This is a genomic window from Polyangium sp. y55x31, from assembly GCF_029946505.1.
Lineage (GTDB): Bacteria > Myxococcota_A > Polyangia > Polyangiales > Polyangiaceae > Polyangium.
On the sequence record NZ_JARZHG010000009.1, the window covers coordinates 242,518 to 259,144 of the forward strand.

Consider the following 16,627-nt stretch of genomic DNA (forward strand, 5'->3'; position numbering starts at 1 on the left):
CTCACGCGTCCGTGAGCGGGATCCCGCAAAGATTCGCGATCAACGAGACGAGCCGCCCGAGGTCCACCGGCTTCGGCACGTGCCGCTGGAACCCCGCGGCGAACGCGCGCTGGCTGTCCTCGGTGCGCGCATACGCCGTGAGCGCGATGGCCGGGGTTCGCCCGCCATACTCCGGGGGGAGCGTGCGGATGCTGCGGATCAGCGCATATCCATCCATCCCCGGCAATCCGATGTCGCTCACGAGCACGTCGGGCCGGGACCGCGAAAGATCGTCGAGGGCCTCGTCGCTCGACGCGGCGAGCGATACGGTCGCGCCCCTCTCTTCGAGCACGCGCCGCAAAAGCGCGCGCGCGTCCTCCTCGTCGTCCACCACGAGCACCTTGAGCCCCGCCAAACGCACGTGCTGCTCGTCCGCGACCGCAGTCTCGTCCTCGGACGCGCACATGGCCGGCGTGCTCCGGATGGGCAACTCCACGGTGAACGTCGCGCCTCTGCCGATTCCGTCGCTCGACGCGGTGATCGTCCCGCCGTGCGCCTGGACCATTTGCTTGACGAGCGCGAGCCCGAGCCCGAGCCCGCCGTGCCGCCGCGCCGTGGACCCGTCCGCCTGCCGGAAGGCCTCGAAGATGTACGGCATGAACGAGGCATCGATGCCCTGCCCGGTATCCATCACCCGGAGCAGGAGGTTCGAGCCCGAGAGACACGCGCTGAGCTCGACCAGGCCGTCCTTCGGTGTGAATTTGATGGCATTCGAGAGCAGATTCCAGACGACCTGCTGGAGCCGCTCGGGATCGCCGAGCGTGAAGCCGAGCGGCCCGAGATCGACCGTGAGCTTCACGCCGCGCGCCTCCGCGACGGGCCGGAGGGATTCGACGGCGGCCTGCGTGACCTCCACGAGGTTCGTCGGCACGAGGTCGAGGCGGAACTTGCCGCTCACGATCCGCGAGATGTCGAGCACGTCGTCGATGATGCGCGCCTGCGCCCGCGCATTGCGCTCGATGACCGAGAGGGCCCGCTCGATCTGCGGCGGCGCCTTCTGCCGCGCGAGGACGGCCCAGCCGAGGATCGCATTGAGCGGTGTACGAAGCTCGTGCGAGACGGTGGCGAGGAACTGGTCTTTCGCCTGGCTCGCGAGCTCCGCCTCGGCGCGCGCGGCGCGCTCGCGTTCGAGCAGCGCGGCGCGCTCGGCCTCGTGCTCCGCGCGCTGGAGGTGCCGGGCCACGGCCCACGCCGCGCGCTCGGCCATCGCCGCGAAGAGCCGCTTTTCCGCTTCCGAAAAACCGGTCGCGCGGCTCGATCCGATGAGCGCGACCCCGACGACCTCCCCGAAATGGAGCAGCGGCACGCCATAAAGCGCGCGCGTGCCCCTCGCCTTCAGGCACGCGCAATCCCCAAAGGCCGCGGTGCCCTCCATTTCGATCGGCTGCTTGCCCGCGGCGATGGCCCCGCACAGGCCCTCGCCGATCTTCACGGAAAACCCCTCGTCGACCGCGTGAGGGCCCACCACGGCGCGCACGCGGAGCTCCTCGCCCTCGCGCAGAAGGACCATCGCCGAGTCCGCGGCGTCGGCGGCGCCGAGGAAGATGTCGAGCAGCTCGCGCAGGAGCACGCCGAGGTCGTCCGTGTCGAGCGCCGCCGTCGCGATACGCTCGAAGGCGACGAGCCTGCGTACGGCCTCGTCGCGCTCGCGCGTCCGCAATTCGACCTGCGCTTTGCGGATCTCTTCCCTTTGCTGGAAGAGATCCACGAACGCCTTCACGCGGGCGCGGAGCACCTCGACGTTGAACGGCTTCGTGATGTAATCGGCGGCTCCGATCGCATATCCGCGCCGCGCGTAGGCCTCGTCGCGATGAATGGCCGTCAAGAACAGGATGGGCACCTCGCGGCCGTGCTCGGTCGCGCGCATGCGGCGCGCGACCTCGAAGCCGTCCATGCCCGGCATCTGGACGTCGAGCAGCACGACGGCGAACGGCTCGCGACGCACGCATTCGAGCGCCTCGACTCCCGATCGCGCCTCCACGAGCCGCGCGCCGAGCGGCTTCAGCACCGCGGAGAGGGCGAGGAGGTTGGCCGGTGTATCGTCGACGAGCAAGACACTCGCCAGCGGCGTGCGTTGTTCCGCGTTCATGACTTCCTGTGGGGCCATGCGTCTCAATCGAGCTGGCTCGGACCGATGTGCTTCTTGAACCGCCAGCCGTGAATCACGGCGAGCAGCCGCTCCGGATCGACCGGCTTGGTCACGTAATCGGAGGCTCCGGCCGCGAGCGCCTTCTCCCGATCACCCTTCATCGCCTTGGCGGTGAGCGAGATGATGGGGAGCGACTGGAACTGGATGATGTCGCGAATGGCGCGGGTCGCGGTGAGCCCGTCCATCTCCGGCATCATCGTGTCCATGAGCACGAGGTCGACGTCGGGGTGCACCTGGAGCAATTCGAGCGCGATGCGCCCGTTCTCCGCGTGGAGCACCTCGATCTTGCGCGCCTCGAGCACCGTCCGCAGGGCGAACAGGTTGCGGTTGTCGTCGTCCACGAGCAGCACCTTCATTCCGCCGAAATCGGCGTCGGGCGGCAGGCGGAGGACGTCTTTGTCCGTCGACGGCGGCGCGGCGCTCGAATCGTCGCGGTCCGGCGCCTCCGGCCCGACGTACGTCGCCGGCAGGTACAACGTGAAGGTGCTGCCCCGGTTCGGCGCGCTGACGACGTCGATCGTGCCGCCGAGCAGGCGCGCGATCTCGCGGCTGATCGTGAGCCCGAGGCCCGTGCCGCCGTATTTGCGGCTCGTGGTCCCGTCGGCCTGCTGGAACGCCTCGAAGATGAGCTTCTGCTTCTCCGGCGGAATGCCGATCCCGGTGTCCTGCGCGGCAAAACTGATCATCGTCTCGCCCCGATCCCCCGGCGCAACGTCGATCGTCATGGATACGCCGCCCTCGCTCGTGAACTTGAACGCATTCGACAGGAGGTTCTTCAGGATCTGCTGGAGCCGATTGACGTCAGTGTAAAGCGTCTCCGGCAGCCGAGGATCCATGCGCACCTCGAACGACAACGCCTTCTGATCGGCGACATGTCGGAACGTCTGCTCCAGGTAATCGCGGACGTCGGCGAGGCGGAACGTCCTCGGATCGATCGGCATCTTGCCTGCCTCGACCTTCGAGAGGTCGAGGATCTCGTTGATCAGCGCCAGGAGATCGTTGCCCGACGTGTACACCGTCTGCGCGAAGCGGACCTGCTCGGCCGTGAGATTGCCGTGCTGGTTGTCCGCCAGCATCTTCGACAGAATGAGCAGGCTGTTCAGCGGCGTCCGGAGCTCGTGCGACATGTTCGCGAGGAACTCGGACTTGTACTTCGAGATGAGCTGGAGCTGCTCGGCCTTCTCCTCCAGGCTCAGGCTCGCGAGCTCCACCTCGTTGTTCTTGATTTCGAGGAGCTTCGCCTTTTCGTTGAGCTCCGCCGCCTGCGCTTCGAGCTCCGCGTTCGACTTCTTGAGCTGCTGCAAGAGCTCCTCCGTCCGCATGCTGGAGGAGATCATGTTGAGGATGACGCCGATCGAATCCATCAACTGATCGAGGAACGCGAGGTGGTTCGCGATGAACGGCCTGAACGAGGCGAGCTCGATGACCGCTTTCGTCTCGCCCTCGAAGCTCACCGGCAAGACGACGACGCTCCGCGGCGGCGCCTCCCCCATGCCCGTCGCGATGTAAATGAACCCGTCGGGCACGTCGTGGAGCATGATGCGCTTCTTCTCGAACGCGCATTGCCCGATCAGGCTCTCGCCCAATCGATAAGAATTCGATAGGTTCTTGCGACCGCCGAATCCGTAGCTCGCGATGAGGTGCAGGACGGGCTCGCCGCTCGGGTCGCTCTCCATCATGTAAAACGCGCCGTGCTGGGCGTCCACGAGCGGGGTGAGCTCGGACATGATGAGCCGGGCGACGGAGACGATGCTGCGCTGGCCCTGCATCATGCTGGAGAACTTGGCGAGGTTCGTCTTGAGCCAGTCCTGCTCCTGGTTCTTGTGCGTCGTGTCCTTGAGGTTGCCGATCATCTGGTTGATGTTGTCTTTCAGCGCGGCAACCTCGCCTTGCGCCTCGACCGTGATGTACCGGGTCAAATCACCCTGCGCGACGGCGGTGGACACCTCGCCGATCGCGCGGACCTGCGCCGTCAGATTGCCGGCGAGCTGATTGACGTTATCGGTCAGATCGCGCCACGTGCCGGCCGCGCCGGGCACCTTCGCCTGGCCGCCGAGCTTGCCTTCGATACCGACCTCGCGCGCCACCGTGGTCACCTGATCGGCGAAGATGCGCAGCGTGTCGGTCATGTTGTTGATCGTCTCGGCGAGCGCGGCGACCTCGCCTTTCGCTTCGAGCACGAACTTCTGGCTCAAATCGCCATTGGCGACCGCGGTCACGACCTTCACGATGCCGCGCACCTGCTTCGTCAGGTTCGAGGCCATGATGTTGACGTTGTCGGTCAGGTCCTTCCAGACGCCGGATACGCCGGGAACCTTGGCCTCCGCGCCGAGCTTGCCCTCGATACCGACTTCGCGCGCCACTGTGGTCACCTGATCGGCGAACGTGCGCAACGTGTCGGTCATGTTGTTGATCGTCTCGGCGAGCGCGGCGACCTCGCCTTTTGCTTCGAGCACGAACTTTTGGCTCAGGTCGCCGGTGGCGACCGCGGTGACGACCTTCACGATGCCGCGCACCTGCTTCGTCAGATTCGCGGCCATGACGTTGACGTTGTCGGTCAAATCCTTCCAGACGCCGGAGACGCCTTTCACGTCGGCCTGTCCGCCGAGCTTTCCTTCGGTGCCGACCTCCTTCGCGACGCGCGTCACCTCCGCCGCGAACGAATTGAGCTGGTCGACCATCTTGTTGATGACGTCCTTGATCTGGAGGATCTCGCCTTTGACGTCGACCGTGATTTTCTGCGTCAAATCGCCATTGGCGATCGCCGTCGCGACCTTGGACACGTCGCGGAGCTGGACCGTGAGGTTCGACGCCATGGCATTGACGTTGTCGGTCAGGTCCTTCCAGGTGCCATACACACCTTTGACGTCGGCCTGGCCGCCGAGCTTGCCTTCGGTGCCGACCTCCTTCGCGACGCGCGTCACCTCCGCCGCGAACGAATTGAGCGTGTCGACCATCGTATTGATGGTGCTCTTGAGCTCGAGGATCTCGCCGCGCGCGTCGACCGTGATCTTCTGCGAGAGATCGCCTTTCGCGACGGCCGTCGTGACCTTCGCGATGTTGCGGACCTGCGTGGTGAGGTTCGCCGCGAGGACGTTGACGTTATCGGTGAGGTCCTTCCACGTGCCGGAGACGCCTTTGACGTCCGCCTGGCCGCCGAGCTTGCCTTCGGTGCCGACCTCCTTCGCGACGCGCGTCACTTCCGCGGCAAACGAGCGGAGCTGGCCGACCATGACGTTGATCGTGTTCTTCAGCTCGAGGATCTCGCCACGCGCATCGACCGTGATCTTTTGCGAGAGATCACCCCTCGCGACGGCCGTCGTCACATTCGCGATGTTGCGCACCTGCACCGTGAGGTTCGCCGCGAGGACGTTGACGTTGTCCGTCAGGTCTTTCCACGTGCCGGAAATGCCCTTCACTTCGGCCTGGCCGCCGAGTTTGCCCTCGGTGCCGACCTCCTTCGCGACGCGCGTCACTTCCGCGGCGAACGAATTGAGCTGATCGACCATGACGTTGATCGTGTTCTTCAGCTCGAGAATCTCGCCGCGCGCGTCGACCGTGATCTTCTGCGAGAGATCACCCTTGGCGACGGCCGTCGTGACATTCGCGATGTTTCGCACCTGCGTGGTGAGGTTCGCCGCGAGGACGTTGACGTTGTCCGTCAGGTCTTTCCACGTGCCGGACACGCCCTTCACATTGGCCTGACCGCCGAGTTTGCCCTCGGTGCCGACCTCCTTCGCGACGCGCGTCACCTCCGCGGCGAAGGAGTTCAACTGGTCGACCATCTTGTTGATGACGTCCTTGATCTGGAGGATCTCACCCTTGACGTCGACGGTGATCTTTTGTGTCAAGTCGCCGTTCGCAATGGCCGTGGCGACCTTCGACACGTCACGGAGCTGCACCGTCAAATTCGCGGCGAGACCATTGACGTTGTCCGTCAGGTCTTTCCACGTGCCGGAGACGCCGCGCACCTCGGCCTGGCCGCCGAGCTTGCCCTCGTTGCCGACCTCCTTCGCGACACGCGTCACCTCGGCCGCGAACGACGAGAGCTGATCGACCATGACGTTGATCGTGTTCTTCAGCTCGAGGATTTCGCCGCGCGCGTCGACCGTGATCTTCTGCGAAAGGTCGCCCTTGGCGACGGCGGTCGTCACCTTCGCGATGTTGCGCACCTGGGCCGTCAAATTCGCGGCGAGACCATTGACGTTGTCCGTCAGGTCCTTCCACGTGCCGGAGACGCCCTGCACCTCGGCCTGGCCGCCGAGCTTGCCCTCGTTGCCGACCTCCTTCGCGACGCGCGTCACCTCGGCGGCGAACGAGCGGAGCGTGTCGACCATCGTATTGATGGTATTCTTGAGCTCGTAGATCTCGCCGCGCGCGTCGACCGTGATCTTCTGCGAGAGGTCACCATTCGCGACCGCGGTCGTCACCTTCGCGATGCTGCGGACCTGGGCCGTCAAATTGGCGGCGAGGCCATTGACGTTGTCCGTCAGATCTTTCCACGTGCCGGAGACGCCCTTCACGTCCGCCTGGCCGCCGAGCTTTCCCTCGGTGCCGACTTCCTTCGCGACGCGCGTCACTTCGGCCGCGAACGACGAGAGCTGATCGACCATGACGTTGATCGTGTTCTTCAGCTCGAGGATTTCGCCGCGCGCGTCGACCGTGATCTTCTGCGAAAGGTCACCCTTGGCGACGGCGGTCGTCACCTTCGCGATGTTACGGACCTGGGCCGTCAAATTGGCGGCGAGGCCATTGACGTTGTCCGTCAGGTCTTTCCACGTGCCGGAGACGCCCTTCACGTCCGCCTGGCCGCCGAGCTTGCCTTCGTTGCCGACTTCCTTCGCGACGCGCGTCACCTCGGCGGCGAACGAGTTGAGCTGATCGACCATCGAATTGACGGTGGTGCCGATGCGAAGGAATTCGCCGCGCACCGGGCGACCGTCGATTTCGAGGACCATCTTCTGCGAGAGGTCGCCGCGGGCGACGGCCGTGATGACACGCGCGACCTCGTTCGTCGGGGCCACGAGGTCGGAGATGAGCTGATTGACGGACGCCATGCAGCTCGCCCACGACCCCTTCGCGGGGCCGACGGAGGCGCGCTCGTGCATCTTGCCTTCCTGACCGACGACCTTGCCCACGCGAACGAGCTCGCTCGTCATGTGCTCGTTCAGGCCGATGATGTCGTTCAGGAGCTCGCCCGTGCGGCTCAGAATCCCGTCCTTCTGGTATTCGAAGCGGACGGTGAAGTCGCCTTGCTTGACGGCTTTCAGCACTTCCTGGAGGTGCTCGACCTCGGCGCGGTTGTCGTCCGAGAGGCGCTCCCACTCGGCAATGGTCGAGGCGGCTCCGCGGCTCCGGGCGCTGCGGCCGAGGCTCCTCACGCCGCTCTTGGCCGTGCCTCTCCCATGCCCATCGACACCGTTCGAGGTCTTGTGCGTGCCATTCGCACGCACGGTCCGGCTCTGCTTGGAGACGACGACTTCTTTTGCGCTCATTCCTCGTTCCCCAGGGACGTCCTCGGTCCGCTGCACGACCACCCCCCGGATGAGCGGTCCTCACCCAGTATAGTCGAGGCCCCTGACTTAGCTTTGTTTGGGACGGCACGCTTGCATCATTCCGCATGAGGCCGGCACGTCTCTCCCAAATCGGGAATGCACGGCTCCGCCCGCCTCGAAATCGATGCCGTCGCTCGGTTGCGGGGTGCTCGTGCAGGTGGTACGCCCGGCGTTTGGAGAGACATTGGGCGAGGAGCGCCGATTACCCGACGAGGTCGCGCGGTTCATCGCCGACCACATCACTTCGGTGGAGCAACTGGAGATCCTGCTTCTCCTGCGCGGCGCCCCGGACGAAGAGTGGAGCCCCCGCGCGGTTTGCGAAGCGTTGCGCACGAGCGAGCAATCGGTGAGCCGCCGCCTGGCCGATCTGGAGGCGAGCGGCCTCCTCTCCTCGCGCCTCGCCTCCAAGCAACGCTTGTACCGGTACGCCCCAGCTTCGCCGTCACTCGATGACGACGTCGCTCGTTTGTCGTCGGCGTACACGGAGCTCCGTTACAAGGTGCTCGAGAGCATTTTTTCGAACCCGATCTCAAACCTCCAGGTATACGCCGAGGGGTTTCGGTTCAGAAAGGATCGGGATGGCTGAGACCGTTTATTCGCTCTGCCTGCTGACCAGCCTGGTCTGCGCGGCGCTTCTCCTCAAGAATTACCGGCACACGCGCCTGCGCCTCATCCTGTGGACGGGCCTCTGTTTTTCCGCGATGGCCCTGAACAACCTGCTATTGCTCGTGGACCTCTTGATCGGGCCGCTCGCCGATCTCTCGATTCCGCGCGTCACGACCGCGGTCATCGCGGTGGGGCTCCTCCTCTACGGAATGATCACGGAGGTCACGTGATCCAGCTTTTCTCGGGCATCTTCGTGGGAATGGCCCTGGCCGTCAGCCTGTTTTTCGTGCGGTTCTGGCGGAAGAGCCGCGAGCGCCTGTTCGCGCTGCTCGCGCTGGTGTTCGGGCTCCTCGCCGTCGAGCGCAGCGTCCTTGCGTTCGTCCGCGGCGACTACGAGAGCCGGCACTGGATCTTCCTCGTCCGGCTGCTCGCGTTCGCGCTCCTCATCCTGGGCATCGTCGACAAGAACCGGCGTCAGCCGCACCGGGCCGCCTCGCGCCCGCGATGATTCACTTCGTGCAGGAAAAAACCTCGGCGTGGGGGCGGCGGAGGTATTCGGTCCAGTAATCGGCCCCGAGCGCCGCGATGCCCTCCGACGAGATCTGCGGCGTGTGCCAGACGATGTCGCGGAAGCCGGCCTCGCGCAGGGCGGATTCGTAGGTGGGGCGTTTCCAGTGATACGCGGTGAGCGTGAACGGGAGCTCCGGCACCAGGCTCTTCACCGTGGAGACGTCGCCGTCTTCGCCGCGCGACACCGCTTCGAACCCGTATTTCCGATAATACGAGTCGTCCCCGAACGCGATGTCCGGGCTCATGCAGATGGATACGAGGCGGCCGCCCGGCGCGAGCGACGCGTGGAGGCTCGTGCACATGTCGCGCAAGACCTCCCGCGACGGCGCGTAATGCAGGAGGTAGGTCGCGGCGACGACGTCGAAGGTGCCGAGGCCGCGGGCGCTCTCCGCGCCGAGCACGTGGTATTCGATGCCGAGCGGCTGCGAAGCTTCGAGGTGGCGCGCATAATCGATCATGCCCTCGGAGTTGTCGATGCCCACGACGCGGGAAGCGCCGCGCTGCTTGAATCGACGGCTGTAGAGCCCCGTGCCACAGGCGACGTCGAGCACCGAGCGGCCCGTGATGTCGCCGAGCGCCTGGAAAAACGTGTACTCCTCGTAATACTTCCGGAGCGGAATTTCGGCCGTCATGTTCGTGACCGCCGCGAGCGTGTCGTATTGGCTACCCATCTGGTTCCTCCCTTTCAGAGTTCGATCAGCGCCTGCGCCGCGACCAGGGGAATCGACGGCCGCGCGCTCGCCATGCTGGAGAAGCGCACTGCCGCCGGGTGCGGCACCCGCGCGAGCGTGTCGATCTCGGTCGGACGCACCGATTGATACAGAAGCTCCACCGTCACGCGCCGGATCGCGGCGCCGCCCTCGATCTTGTACGTGACGCGGTCGAAGCCGGCCTGGAACGTGCCATCACCCGCGATACCCACGGGCCTGATCCAGTCGATCCACGAATCCGCGCTCGACCAGCCCAGGGGCAGGAGGCGATTGTCTTTGACAAACCCGACGGAGGCGAGCGGCCTGTGCGTGGGGGCGCCGCTCGCGTCCTTGGCGACGGCCTCGTAGACCTGCACCTCGGATTCCTTGGTGACGACGTCGCGGTGCGGCAGGACCGAATCCGCTCGATCGAGCCGCGCGCCTGCGCGATCCACGAGCGCGCCCGTCGCGTCGAACGCGCCCGATTCGAAGAGCACCTCGCCGCCCGCGCCCTCGGCGCGCAAATGAATCCACGCGCGCCGGCTCGGATACCCCGTGGGGAACTTGTGCCCCGCGTGGTTCTCGACCTGCACCTCGACGGCGAGCGCGCCGCCCTCCATCGACGCCGAGAGAATGCTGACGACCGCTCCCTCGGCGACATGCGCCTCGGCGCGCGTGGCCGATTGTTCGAGCTCCTCGGGCGCCACGCCCGCGCCCGTCCATTCGGCGTTGTCCGCGAGGATGCGCAGCATGTAGGCATTGCCTCCGCTGAACCGATGCTGGCCGTAGGGCGTGCGCGCGCCGAGCCCGGCGGGGAACTTGGCAATGGGCGAGGAGATGTCGACCTTCGCCCCGTCCTGCGTGGGCAAATGGCAGGTCGCGCAAGGAACGCCGGCCGCGAACGTGGAGTTTTTCCACTCGAGGTAGGGCGCCTGTTCGAGGAAATCACCCACGCGCTGATCGCCCTTCATGATGGGCACGAGCACCGTGTGGCACGTCGCGCAGACCTCGCTCTTCGTGATGTGCGAGGAGGCGGTGGGCGTGTAATTCACGATGAGCTGCATCGGGTCGACCTTCGGTACGAGGTGCGGGCCATAGATTTCCCGCTCGTAGCCGATGACGAACCCGCCGCCGAAGCTCGTCGTTTTTCCGAGCCCGTCGTCGGCGATCTGGTGGCAAAGCGTGCAGGTCACGCCGTCGCGGGCGAGGAGCGCCTCTTTGCCGTCGCCCGCGACGAGGGCGTCGAACGTCAAATGCCCGCCCGCCTGCGCTTGCTCCTCGGACCCGGCCGGCGCATGACAACGCGTGCACGTCTCCTCGACGAACGCCTCGCGGCCCGAATGTTCGAGGAGCTCTTCGCCGAAGACCGCGAGATAATAGGGATCACGCGCGGCCAAGGCCATCATCGAGCTCCGCCACAGATACACCGGAGAGATGTCGTTTCCGGCGGAATCGTGCATGACGGTCGCCTCCGGGCCGGCGAAGTGGCATTGCCCGCACTGGCCGCTCGTCGCGAAACGATCGGTGTTCGCGGGGGCTGGAGGCGGGAGCGGATCGAGGGGCGGGGGGAGCACGACCTCGGGCTCAGGCTCGGGCCCGGGCTCGGTTCCGCTGCCGGGCGGCTTTTCCCCGCAGGAAAACCCGAGGGGCAAAAAGAGGAGCACGATGCCTGCGCACCGCGCGTATCGGGTGTTCGTCGCGTTCATGGCAGATCCCTCCGATCGGTGGGGCCGGACGACATCAAACCAGAGCCCAGCGCGAGAGGCGATGACATTGTGCAGGTGGTCCACGAAGGGCCCGTGACGAAACGGAACGGAAGGTCGCCTAACATTCCGGGATGATGTCCACGCCGCCGAAAAACTCGTCCACGAGGATCTTCCACGCGCGGCCATTCTCCTCGGGACCACATTTGAACGCTGGTTTGACGGGTTTGTCGCCGCGGAGCACGGCGCGCGTCTCGCGGTAGTACCGGGCGGCGAGGTCGGCGCCGTATTCATTCACGGCGTCGCCGTTGTTCGGCTGGAACGCGTAATACGTGCCGCCGCGGACCATCGTGGGCATGGGCGCGTAAGGCGCGAGGCACGAGGGCTTCGTGCTGCATTTCTGGAGGATGGCGTCGTGGATCGAGCCGAGCTTCTTGCGCGACCACTGCTCGGGCCCCGAGAGCCGCGCGGCGTCGTTCAAATGGAACATCTCGTGAAAAAGGGTTTCTCGCACGGCCTCCGCGGAGCCGTGCAGCGAGCCCGAGACGTTGTACCCGATGCTCCAGCCGCTCGCGTAGGCCGAGGGGGTCGTGCGGCCGACGGAGCGGAAGAACTTCCAGGAAATGGCGCGATGTCGATACTGGACGCCCGCCTTCGCGCGGGCGGCGACGGCATCAAAGAACGCGTCGAAATCGGCGCTCGCCTCGGCGACCCAGCCGAGGTGTTTTTCGTAGCGGCCGACGGGCAGCTCCGGGACGATACGAATCGAGCCGCGGAAGCCGCCCTCCATCACGTAAGGCTCCTCGACGCCGACGACGCTGCCGGTCTTCTCGTAGAGCGAGAGCACGGTGGCCCGCGCGGAGGTGTGCCCTTCGTAGCGTTTTCCGAGCAGGCAACGAATCCGCGCCCGCGAGTCGGCGTCGGTGCAGGCCGCGGCGGCGGACGCCTCGCCCGGGAAAAGCAGGGTCGCGGCTTCGTCTGCCGAAATGGCCGGGGGCGCGGGAACGCTGGCCGGGGCAGGCGCGGGAGCAGAAGCGGAGGCGGTGGCGGTGGCGGGAGCAGCGGCGGATGCAGGCGCGGCCGCGGAGGCGGATGCAGGCGCCTGCTCCGATGGCACAGCGGGCGTCCCGCAAGCCGCGGCGAACAGCGGCGCGAAGAAACCGAGTTTGGCAAAGCGTATCATTGTCTCATCCGCCGGAGTCCAGGGGCCCGAGGTGCAGTCGGATTCCTGCCAACAGCATACTGCGAGTCCTGGCTCCTGGACAGGCGTGGTAAGATGTGGGCCGGCGTCCGGGCCCCGGGCGCCGATCGGAGGACTTCATGCTTCGTTTTGGCTTGATTCGCGCGGGTGGGATGGTGGTGGCCGCCGCAGCGCTCGCGCTCGCGGCGTGTGGTGGAACGGTCGAGGGAGGCGGAACCGGCGGCACCGGCGGCTCCGGCGCGCAAGGCGGCAACGGCGGTAACGGCGGGACGGGCGGCGTCGGCGGCATCGGGACGGGCGGGTCCGGCGGCGTCGCCGGGTCGGGCGGCATCGGCGGAGGCGAGGGCGGCACCGGCGGCGTGGGCGGCGGCGGGCAAGGCGGCACCGGCGGCGCCGGCGGGAGCTTGCCCGATTGCGCGGACGGCCCGGAGGTGGTGTTCGCCATGGATCGTATACTGATCGGCGATACGAATCCGGACGGGACGTCGAACCCCGTCCAGGGCTGGAAGCAATACGGAAGGAACATCGACGGGCTCGTGTCCACGAAGGAGTCGACAGGCCTCTGCAAGCCCGTGGGAGGCGCATCGCCGGCCGCGGTGTATCCCGACGGGTTCAATGGCATCGACAATTCGTTCGGGAGGAACGTGCTGCCCATTTTCCTCGGGCTCACCTCGGACTTGAGCGTGCAGACGAACGAGGCCATCGCGACCGGCGAGTTCACGTACCTGCTCTCGTTATCGAACGTCGGTCAGGATGCATGCGCGACGTCGAGCAAGCTCTTCCTCGGCGGGAACCTCGGCCAGCAACCGGCCTTCGACGGGAGCGACGTCTGGCCGATCGACGCGTCGTCGCTCACGGACCCGGCCGATCCGACGTCGGCGGTCTGCTCGTTCTCGTCCACGTCCATCGTGCAAGGCGCGGTCGACACGATTTCACCGAGCCAGTTCGCGCTGCGGTTCAAGTTCTCGAATTTCGACCTGATGCTGCCCATTCACCTGGCTCGCCTCTCGATGCAGCTCGACGCGGATCAGCAGGGCGCCACGGGTGGTCAGATCTCGGGCGTCATCTACACCCAGGATCTCATCGACGAGGTGACGAAGCTGGCCGCCCAGTTCGACGAATCGTTCTGCGACCCGAACAGCCCGACGCTGCAGAGCATCCTGCAGCAGTTCCGCCAGGCCTCGGACATCATGAGCGACGGGACGCAGGATCCGACGAAGCAATGCGACGCGATTTCGATCGGCATCGGGTTCAGGATGAAAACGGCGCAGCTCGGGTCCGTGGTGCCCGCCGCGCCGCCGCCGCCGGATCCGTGCTTGCCGTGACGTAGAAAGCGACGATTGCAGGGGGGCCGGGTCCTCGGCGGCCCCCCCCGCTGCCCCATCCGTTTCCCCGCCGCGCACGCCCGCACGCACATCGGGCTCGCGCCGGGCCACGAAATTTTCTAAACAAGATCCGCCATGCAGGACGACGCCCCCATCTTCGGGTTCAACGCGGCGCGGGAGGACATCGTGCGGACCGTGGTCTCGCGCGTCGTGCTCTCCACGAAAGATCCCCTGCTCGCGCTGAACGACGCGGCCTACCACGAGACCAAGCGCCTCGAGACCAGCAAGCGCGGGCCCGAGGAGCAGAAGGAGCTCGGCGAGTGGCAAAAGCTCGCGCGCACGCTGAGCCGCATGGACGACGGCGAGCGGCGCCAGAAGCTCGTGGAGCTCGTCGAGCACATGGGCTGGGACGTGGCCGGGAACTTCGATCCCCGCGTGTTCAAGGTGTCGTCGAAGCTCCTGCCGCCGATCGTGACGTACCTGCTCGCGCCGCGGACGCTCGTTCGCCTGGCCCGCGATCCGAGGCACCTCGTGAGCCTGTCGGCGCTCGACGACAAGGTGCGCGTGGAGGGGCCGGTCGAGGAGCTGCGCGAGCTTTCGCGGCACGGGACGGCGGTGTACGTCCCGACGCACCTCTCGAACATGGATTCGATCGTGTTCGGCTACGCGCTCGAGCGCGCCGGGCTGCCGCCCGCGACCTACGGCGCCGGCAAGAACCTGTTCACGAACCCCGTGCTCTCGTTCTTCATGCACAACCTCGGCGCCTACCGCGTCGACCGGAGGATCCGCCACAACCTCTACAAGGACGTGCTGAAGACGTACTCGTGCGTGCTGCTCGAGCGCGGCTACCACTCGCTGTTTTTCCCCGGCGGGACACGCTCGCGCTCGGGCGGCGTGGAGCGGCGGCTGAAGCTCGGGCTCATGGGCACGGCGATCGAGGCGTACGCGCGGACGTTGCTCGCGAACCGCGAGCGGCGCGTGTACTTCGTGCCGGCCACGATCAACTACCTGATCACGCTGGAGGCCGAGACGCTCATCGCGGACTTCCTCGCCGAGGCCGGCAAGGGGCGCTTCATCATCGAGGACGACGAGTCGTCGCGCCTCGGCCGCGTGACGGCCTTCATGCGCAAGATGTTCGACATGCAAGGCGCCGTGGTGATCCGCTTCGGCAAACCCATCGATCCCTTCGGCAACGTGGTCGACGAGCGCTGCCGATCGTTCGATCGGCGCGGGCGCGAGGTCGATCCCGCGAGCTACGTGAAGGACCTCGACGGGCGCGTGACGCTCGATCCGGTGCGCGACGCGCAGTACACGCGCGAGCTCGGCGACGAGATCTGCAAGGCGTACCTGCGCGACACGGTGGTGCTCGAGACGCACGTGGTCGCCGCCGCGAGCTTCGAGCGGCTCCGGCGCGCCTCACCCGCCGGGGATCTCTTCACGGTGCTAAGGCAGCGCGACGTGGTCGTGGTGCCGCGCGACGATCTCGCGAAGGACGTGGTGAAGCTGCGCGATCGGCTGGTCGAGCTCGCGGATCGCGGGGAGATCGCGGTGGGCGGGTTTCTGCGGACCGCGTCGGGCGGCGACATCGTGGAGCGGGCGCTCCGGGCCTTCGCCGGCTACCACGCCTCGCCCGTGCTCGCGTCGCGGCCGGACGGGATCGCGATCGTGGACACGAATCTATTGTTTTATTACCAGAACCGGCTCGCGGCCCACGGGATGGCCTGGGACGTCATCGCGCCCCCGGGCATGCCGCCCGCGCGGCCGCCCGTCTTCGGCAAAACCGGGGCGCAGGAGGCGGCGCAGGGAGGTTTGTCGTGACGGAACAGAGCCAGACGCCGAGCGTGGGGATCGTGGGCGGCGGGCCCTGGGGGCGGGCGCTCGCGACGGCCGCGCGCCGGACGGGCGCCGAGGTGGTGCTGCACTCGCGGCGGGATCAGCCGGACAGCGATCCGGGGCTGCGCGTGACGGTCGATTATGCGGAGGTCGCGAGGGCGCGGCTCGTGGTGATCGCGGTGCCGTCGTCGGTCGCGCGGAGCGTGCTCAGGGCGCTCGGTGATCACCTCGGCGGGCAGCACCTCGTGGTGCACGGGGTGCGCGGGCTCGGGGCCGAGGGGCTCGAGACGGTGAGTGATCTCGTGCGGGAAGAGACGCCCGCGCGGCGGCTCGGCGCGCTCGGCGGGCCGGTGCAAGCCGGCGAGCTCATCGAGGGGCGGCCGTCGGCGATGGTGATCGGATCGCGTTTCCCCGAGGTGATCACGGCCGTGACGCGGGCGTTCCAGAGCCCGAGCCTCCGGGTGTACGGGACGAACGATCTGCGCGGGCTCGAGTGGGCGTCGGCGCTCGTCGGATGCCTCTCGATCGGGGTCGGCTACGCGGAGGAGGCGGGCGCGGGGCCGGGGCTTCTGGCGGCGCTGATCTCGCGCGGGGTCGACGAGGCGGCGCGGCTCATGGCGGCCGCGGGCTGCGAGGAGCGGACGATGTTCGGGCTCGGCGGATACGGCGATCTGCTCGCGTCGATCGCCCTCGAAGACAGGCCCGAGGTGGTGCTCGGCAAGGCGCTCGCGCGGAAGGTGCCGCTCGATCAGGCGATCGCGATGGCGAAGCTCCGGGTGGAGGCGATCCCGCTGATCCCGCGGATCGCGCGGTTCGCCGAGGAGCACCGGGTCACCGCGGGGACGTTCCGGGCGCTCTCGGACATCCTCGCGGGCGGGCGCCCGCAAGCCATGCTGGATCGCATGTTCGCCGGGTAGTCGCGAATCGAGGACGGAAAGCGTCGAAAACCTGCCGCTA

Annotated in this window: 11 protein-coding genes; 6 read left to right on the top strand and 5 right to left on the bottom strand. The window is 67.0% G+C overall.

Going from position 1 to position 16,627, the window contains the following annotated elements; translation table 11 throughout:
- Position 1 precedes the first annotated feature (1 nt).
- Positions 2 to 2,128 (bottom strand): response regulator, encoded by a 2,127-nt coding sequence (locus QHF84_RS18850; RefSeq protein WP_281314711.1) that lies wholly within the window; start codon positions 2,126 to 2,128, stop codon positions 2 to 4.
- A 23-nt stretch (positions 2,129 to 2,151) separates the two neighbouring features.
- Complete coding sequence (locus QHF84_RS18855) at positions 2,152 to 7,683, bottom strand: HAMP domain-containing protein (RefSeq protein ID WP_281314712.1); 5,532 nt, start codon at positions 7,681 to 7,683, stop codon at positions 2,152 to 2,154.
- A gap of 184 nt (positions 7,684 to 7,867) precedes the next feature.
- On the opposite strand from QHF84_RS18855, the gene QHF84_RS18860 reads away from it, so the two are divergent.
- The 3 genes from QHF84_RS18860 to QHF84_RS18870 are packed head-to-tail and all read left to right on the top strand — an operon-like array spanning position 7,868 to position 8,857.
- Positions 7,868 to 8,329, top strand: coding sequence for a winged helix-turn-helix domain-containing protein (locus tag QHF84_RS18860; protein ID WP_281314713.1), 462 nt, complete (start codon positions 7,868 to 7,870; stop codon positions 8,327 to 8,329).
- Positions 8,322 to 8,579 carry a DUF5985 family protein gene (locus QHF84_RS18865; protein WP_281314714.1) on the top strand — a complete coding sequence of 86 codons (258 nt, stop codon included), beginning with the start codon at positions 8,322 to 8,324 and terminating at the stop codon, positions 8,577 to 8,579. Before QHF84_RS18860 ends, QHF84_RS18865 begins: the two co-directional genes overlap by 8 nt.
- A complete protein-coding gene (locus tag QHF84_RS18870) occupies positions 8,576 to 8,857 on the top strand; it encodes a DUF5985 family protein (protein ID WP_281314715.1) in 282 nt (93 codons plus the stop codon). The genes QHF84_RS18865 and QHF84_RS18870 overlap by 4 nt, the downstream gene beginning before the upstream one ends.
- A gap of 1 nt (position 8,858) precedes the next feature.
- Here QHF84_RS18870 and QHF84_RS18875 read toward each other — a convergent pair whose 3' ends face one another.
- From QHF84_RS18875 to QHF84_RS18885, 3 genes are all read right to left on the bottom strand, one after another.
- Positions 8,859 to 9,590 (bottom strand): class I SAM-dependent methyltransferase, encoded by a 732-nt coding sequence (locus tag QHF84_RS18875; RefSeq protein ID WP_281314716.1) that lies wholly within the window; start codon positions 9,588 to 9,590, stop codon positions 8,859 to 8,861.
- Between the two features lie 14 nt (positions 9,591 to 9,604).
- Complete coding sequence (locus QHF84_RS18880; protein WP_281314717.1) at positions 9,605 to 11,314, bottom strand: hypothetical protein; 1,710 nt, start codon at positions 11,312 to 11,314, stop codon at positions 9,605 to 9,607.
- Between the two features lie 118 nt (positions 11,315 to 11,432).
- Complete coding sequence (locus tag QHF84_RS18885; RefSeq protein ID WP_281314718.1) at positions 11,433 to 12,494, bottom strand: hypothetical protein; 1,062 nt, start codon at positions 12,492 to 12,494, stop codon at positions 11,433 to 11,435.
- Between the two features lie 137 nt (positions 12,495 to 12,631).
- Between QHF84_RS18885 and QHF84_RS18890 the strand changes: the two genes are divergently transcribed.
- The 3 genes from QHF84_RS18890 to QHF84_RS18900 all read left to right on the top strand — a co-directional run bounded on the left by QHF84_RS18890 (position 12,632) and on the right by QHF84_RS18900 (position 16,587).
- Positions 12,632 to 13,837 (top strand): hypothetical protein, encoded by a 1,206-nt coding sequence (locus QHF84_RS18890; RefSeq protein WP_281314719.1) that lies wholly within the window; start codon positions 12,632 to 12,634, stop codon positions 13,835 to 13,837.
- Positions 13,838 to 13,972: 135 nt separating this feature from the next.
- Positions 13,973 to 15,655: a 1-acyl-sn-glycerol-3-phosphate acyltransferase gene (locus QHF84_RS18895; protein WP_281314720.1), complete on the top strand. Its 1,683-nt coding sequence runs from the start codon at positions 13,973 to 13,975 to the stop codon at positions 15,653 to 15,655.
- Positions 15,652 to 16,587, top strand: coding sequence for an NAD(P)-binding domain-containing protein (locus QHF84_RS18900; RefSeq protein WP_281314721.1), 936 nt, complete (start codon positions 15,652 to 15,654; stop codon positions 16,585 to 16,587). Before QHF84_RS18895 ends, QHF84_RS18900 begins: the two co-directional genes overlap by 4 nt.
- Positions 16,588 to 16,627: the final 40 nt, after the last annotated feature.

Coding starts and splice junctions, on each gene's coding strand:
- QHF84_RS18890 (WP_281314719.1), top strand. CDS start 12,632: ATGCTTCGTTTTGGCTTGATTCGCGCGGGTGGGATGGTGGTGGCCGCC.
- QHF84_RS18860 (WP_281314713.1), top strand. CDS start 7,868: ATGCCGTCGCTCGGTTGCGGGGTGCTCGTGCAGGTGGTACGCCCGGCG.
- QHF84_RS18895 (WP_281314720.1), top strand. CDS start 13,973: ATGCAGGACGACGCCCCCATCTTCGGGTTCAACGCGGCGCGGGAGGAC.
- QHF84_RS18855 (WP_281314712.1), bottom strand. CDS start 7,683: ATGAGCGCAAAAGAAGTCGTCGTCTCCAAGCAGAGCCGGACCGTGCGT.
- QHF84_RS18850 (WP_281314711.1), bottom strand. CDS start 2,128: ATGAACGCGGAACAACGCACGCCGCTGGCGAGTGTCTTGCTCGTCGAC.
- QHF84_RS18875 (WP_281314716.1), bottom strand. CDS start 9,590: ATGGGTAGCCAATACGACACGCTCGCGGCGGTCACGAACATGACGGCC.
- QHF84_RS18865 (WP_281314714.1), top strand. CDS start 8,322: ATGGCTGAGACCGTTTATTCGCTCTGCCTGCTGACCAGCCTGGTCTGC.
- QHF84_RS18880 (WP_281314717.1), bottom strand. CDS start 11,314: ATGAACGCGACGAACACCCGATACGCGCGGTGCGCAGGCATCGTGCTC.
- QHF84_RS18885 (WP_281314718.1), bottom strand. CDS start 12,494: ATGATACGCTTTGCCAAACTCGGTTTCTTCGCGCCGCTGTTCGCCGCG.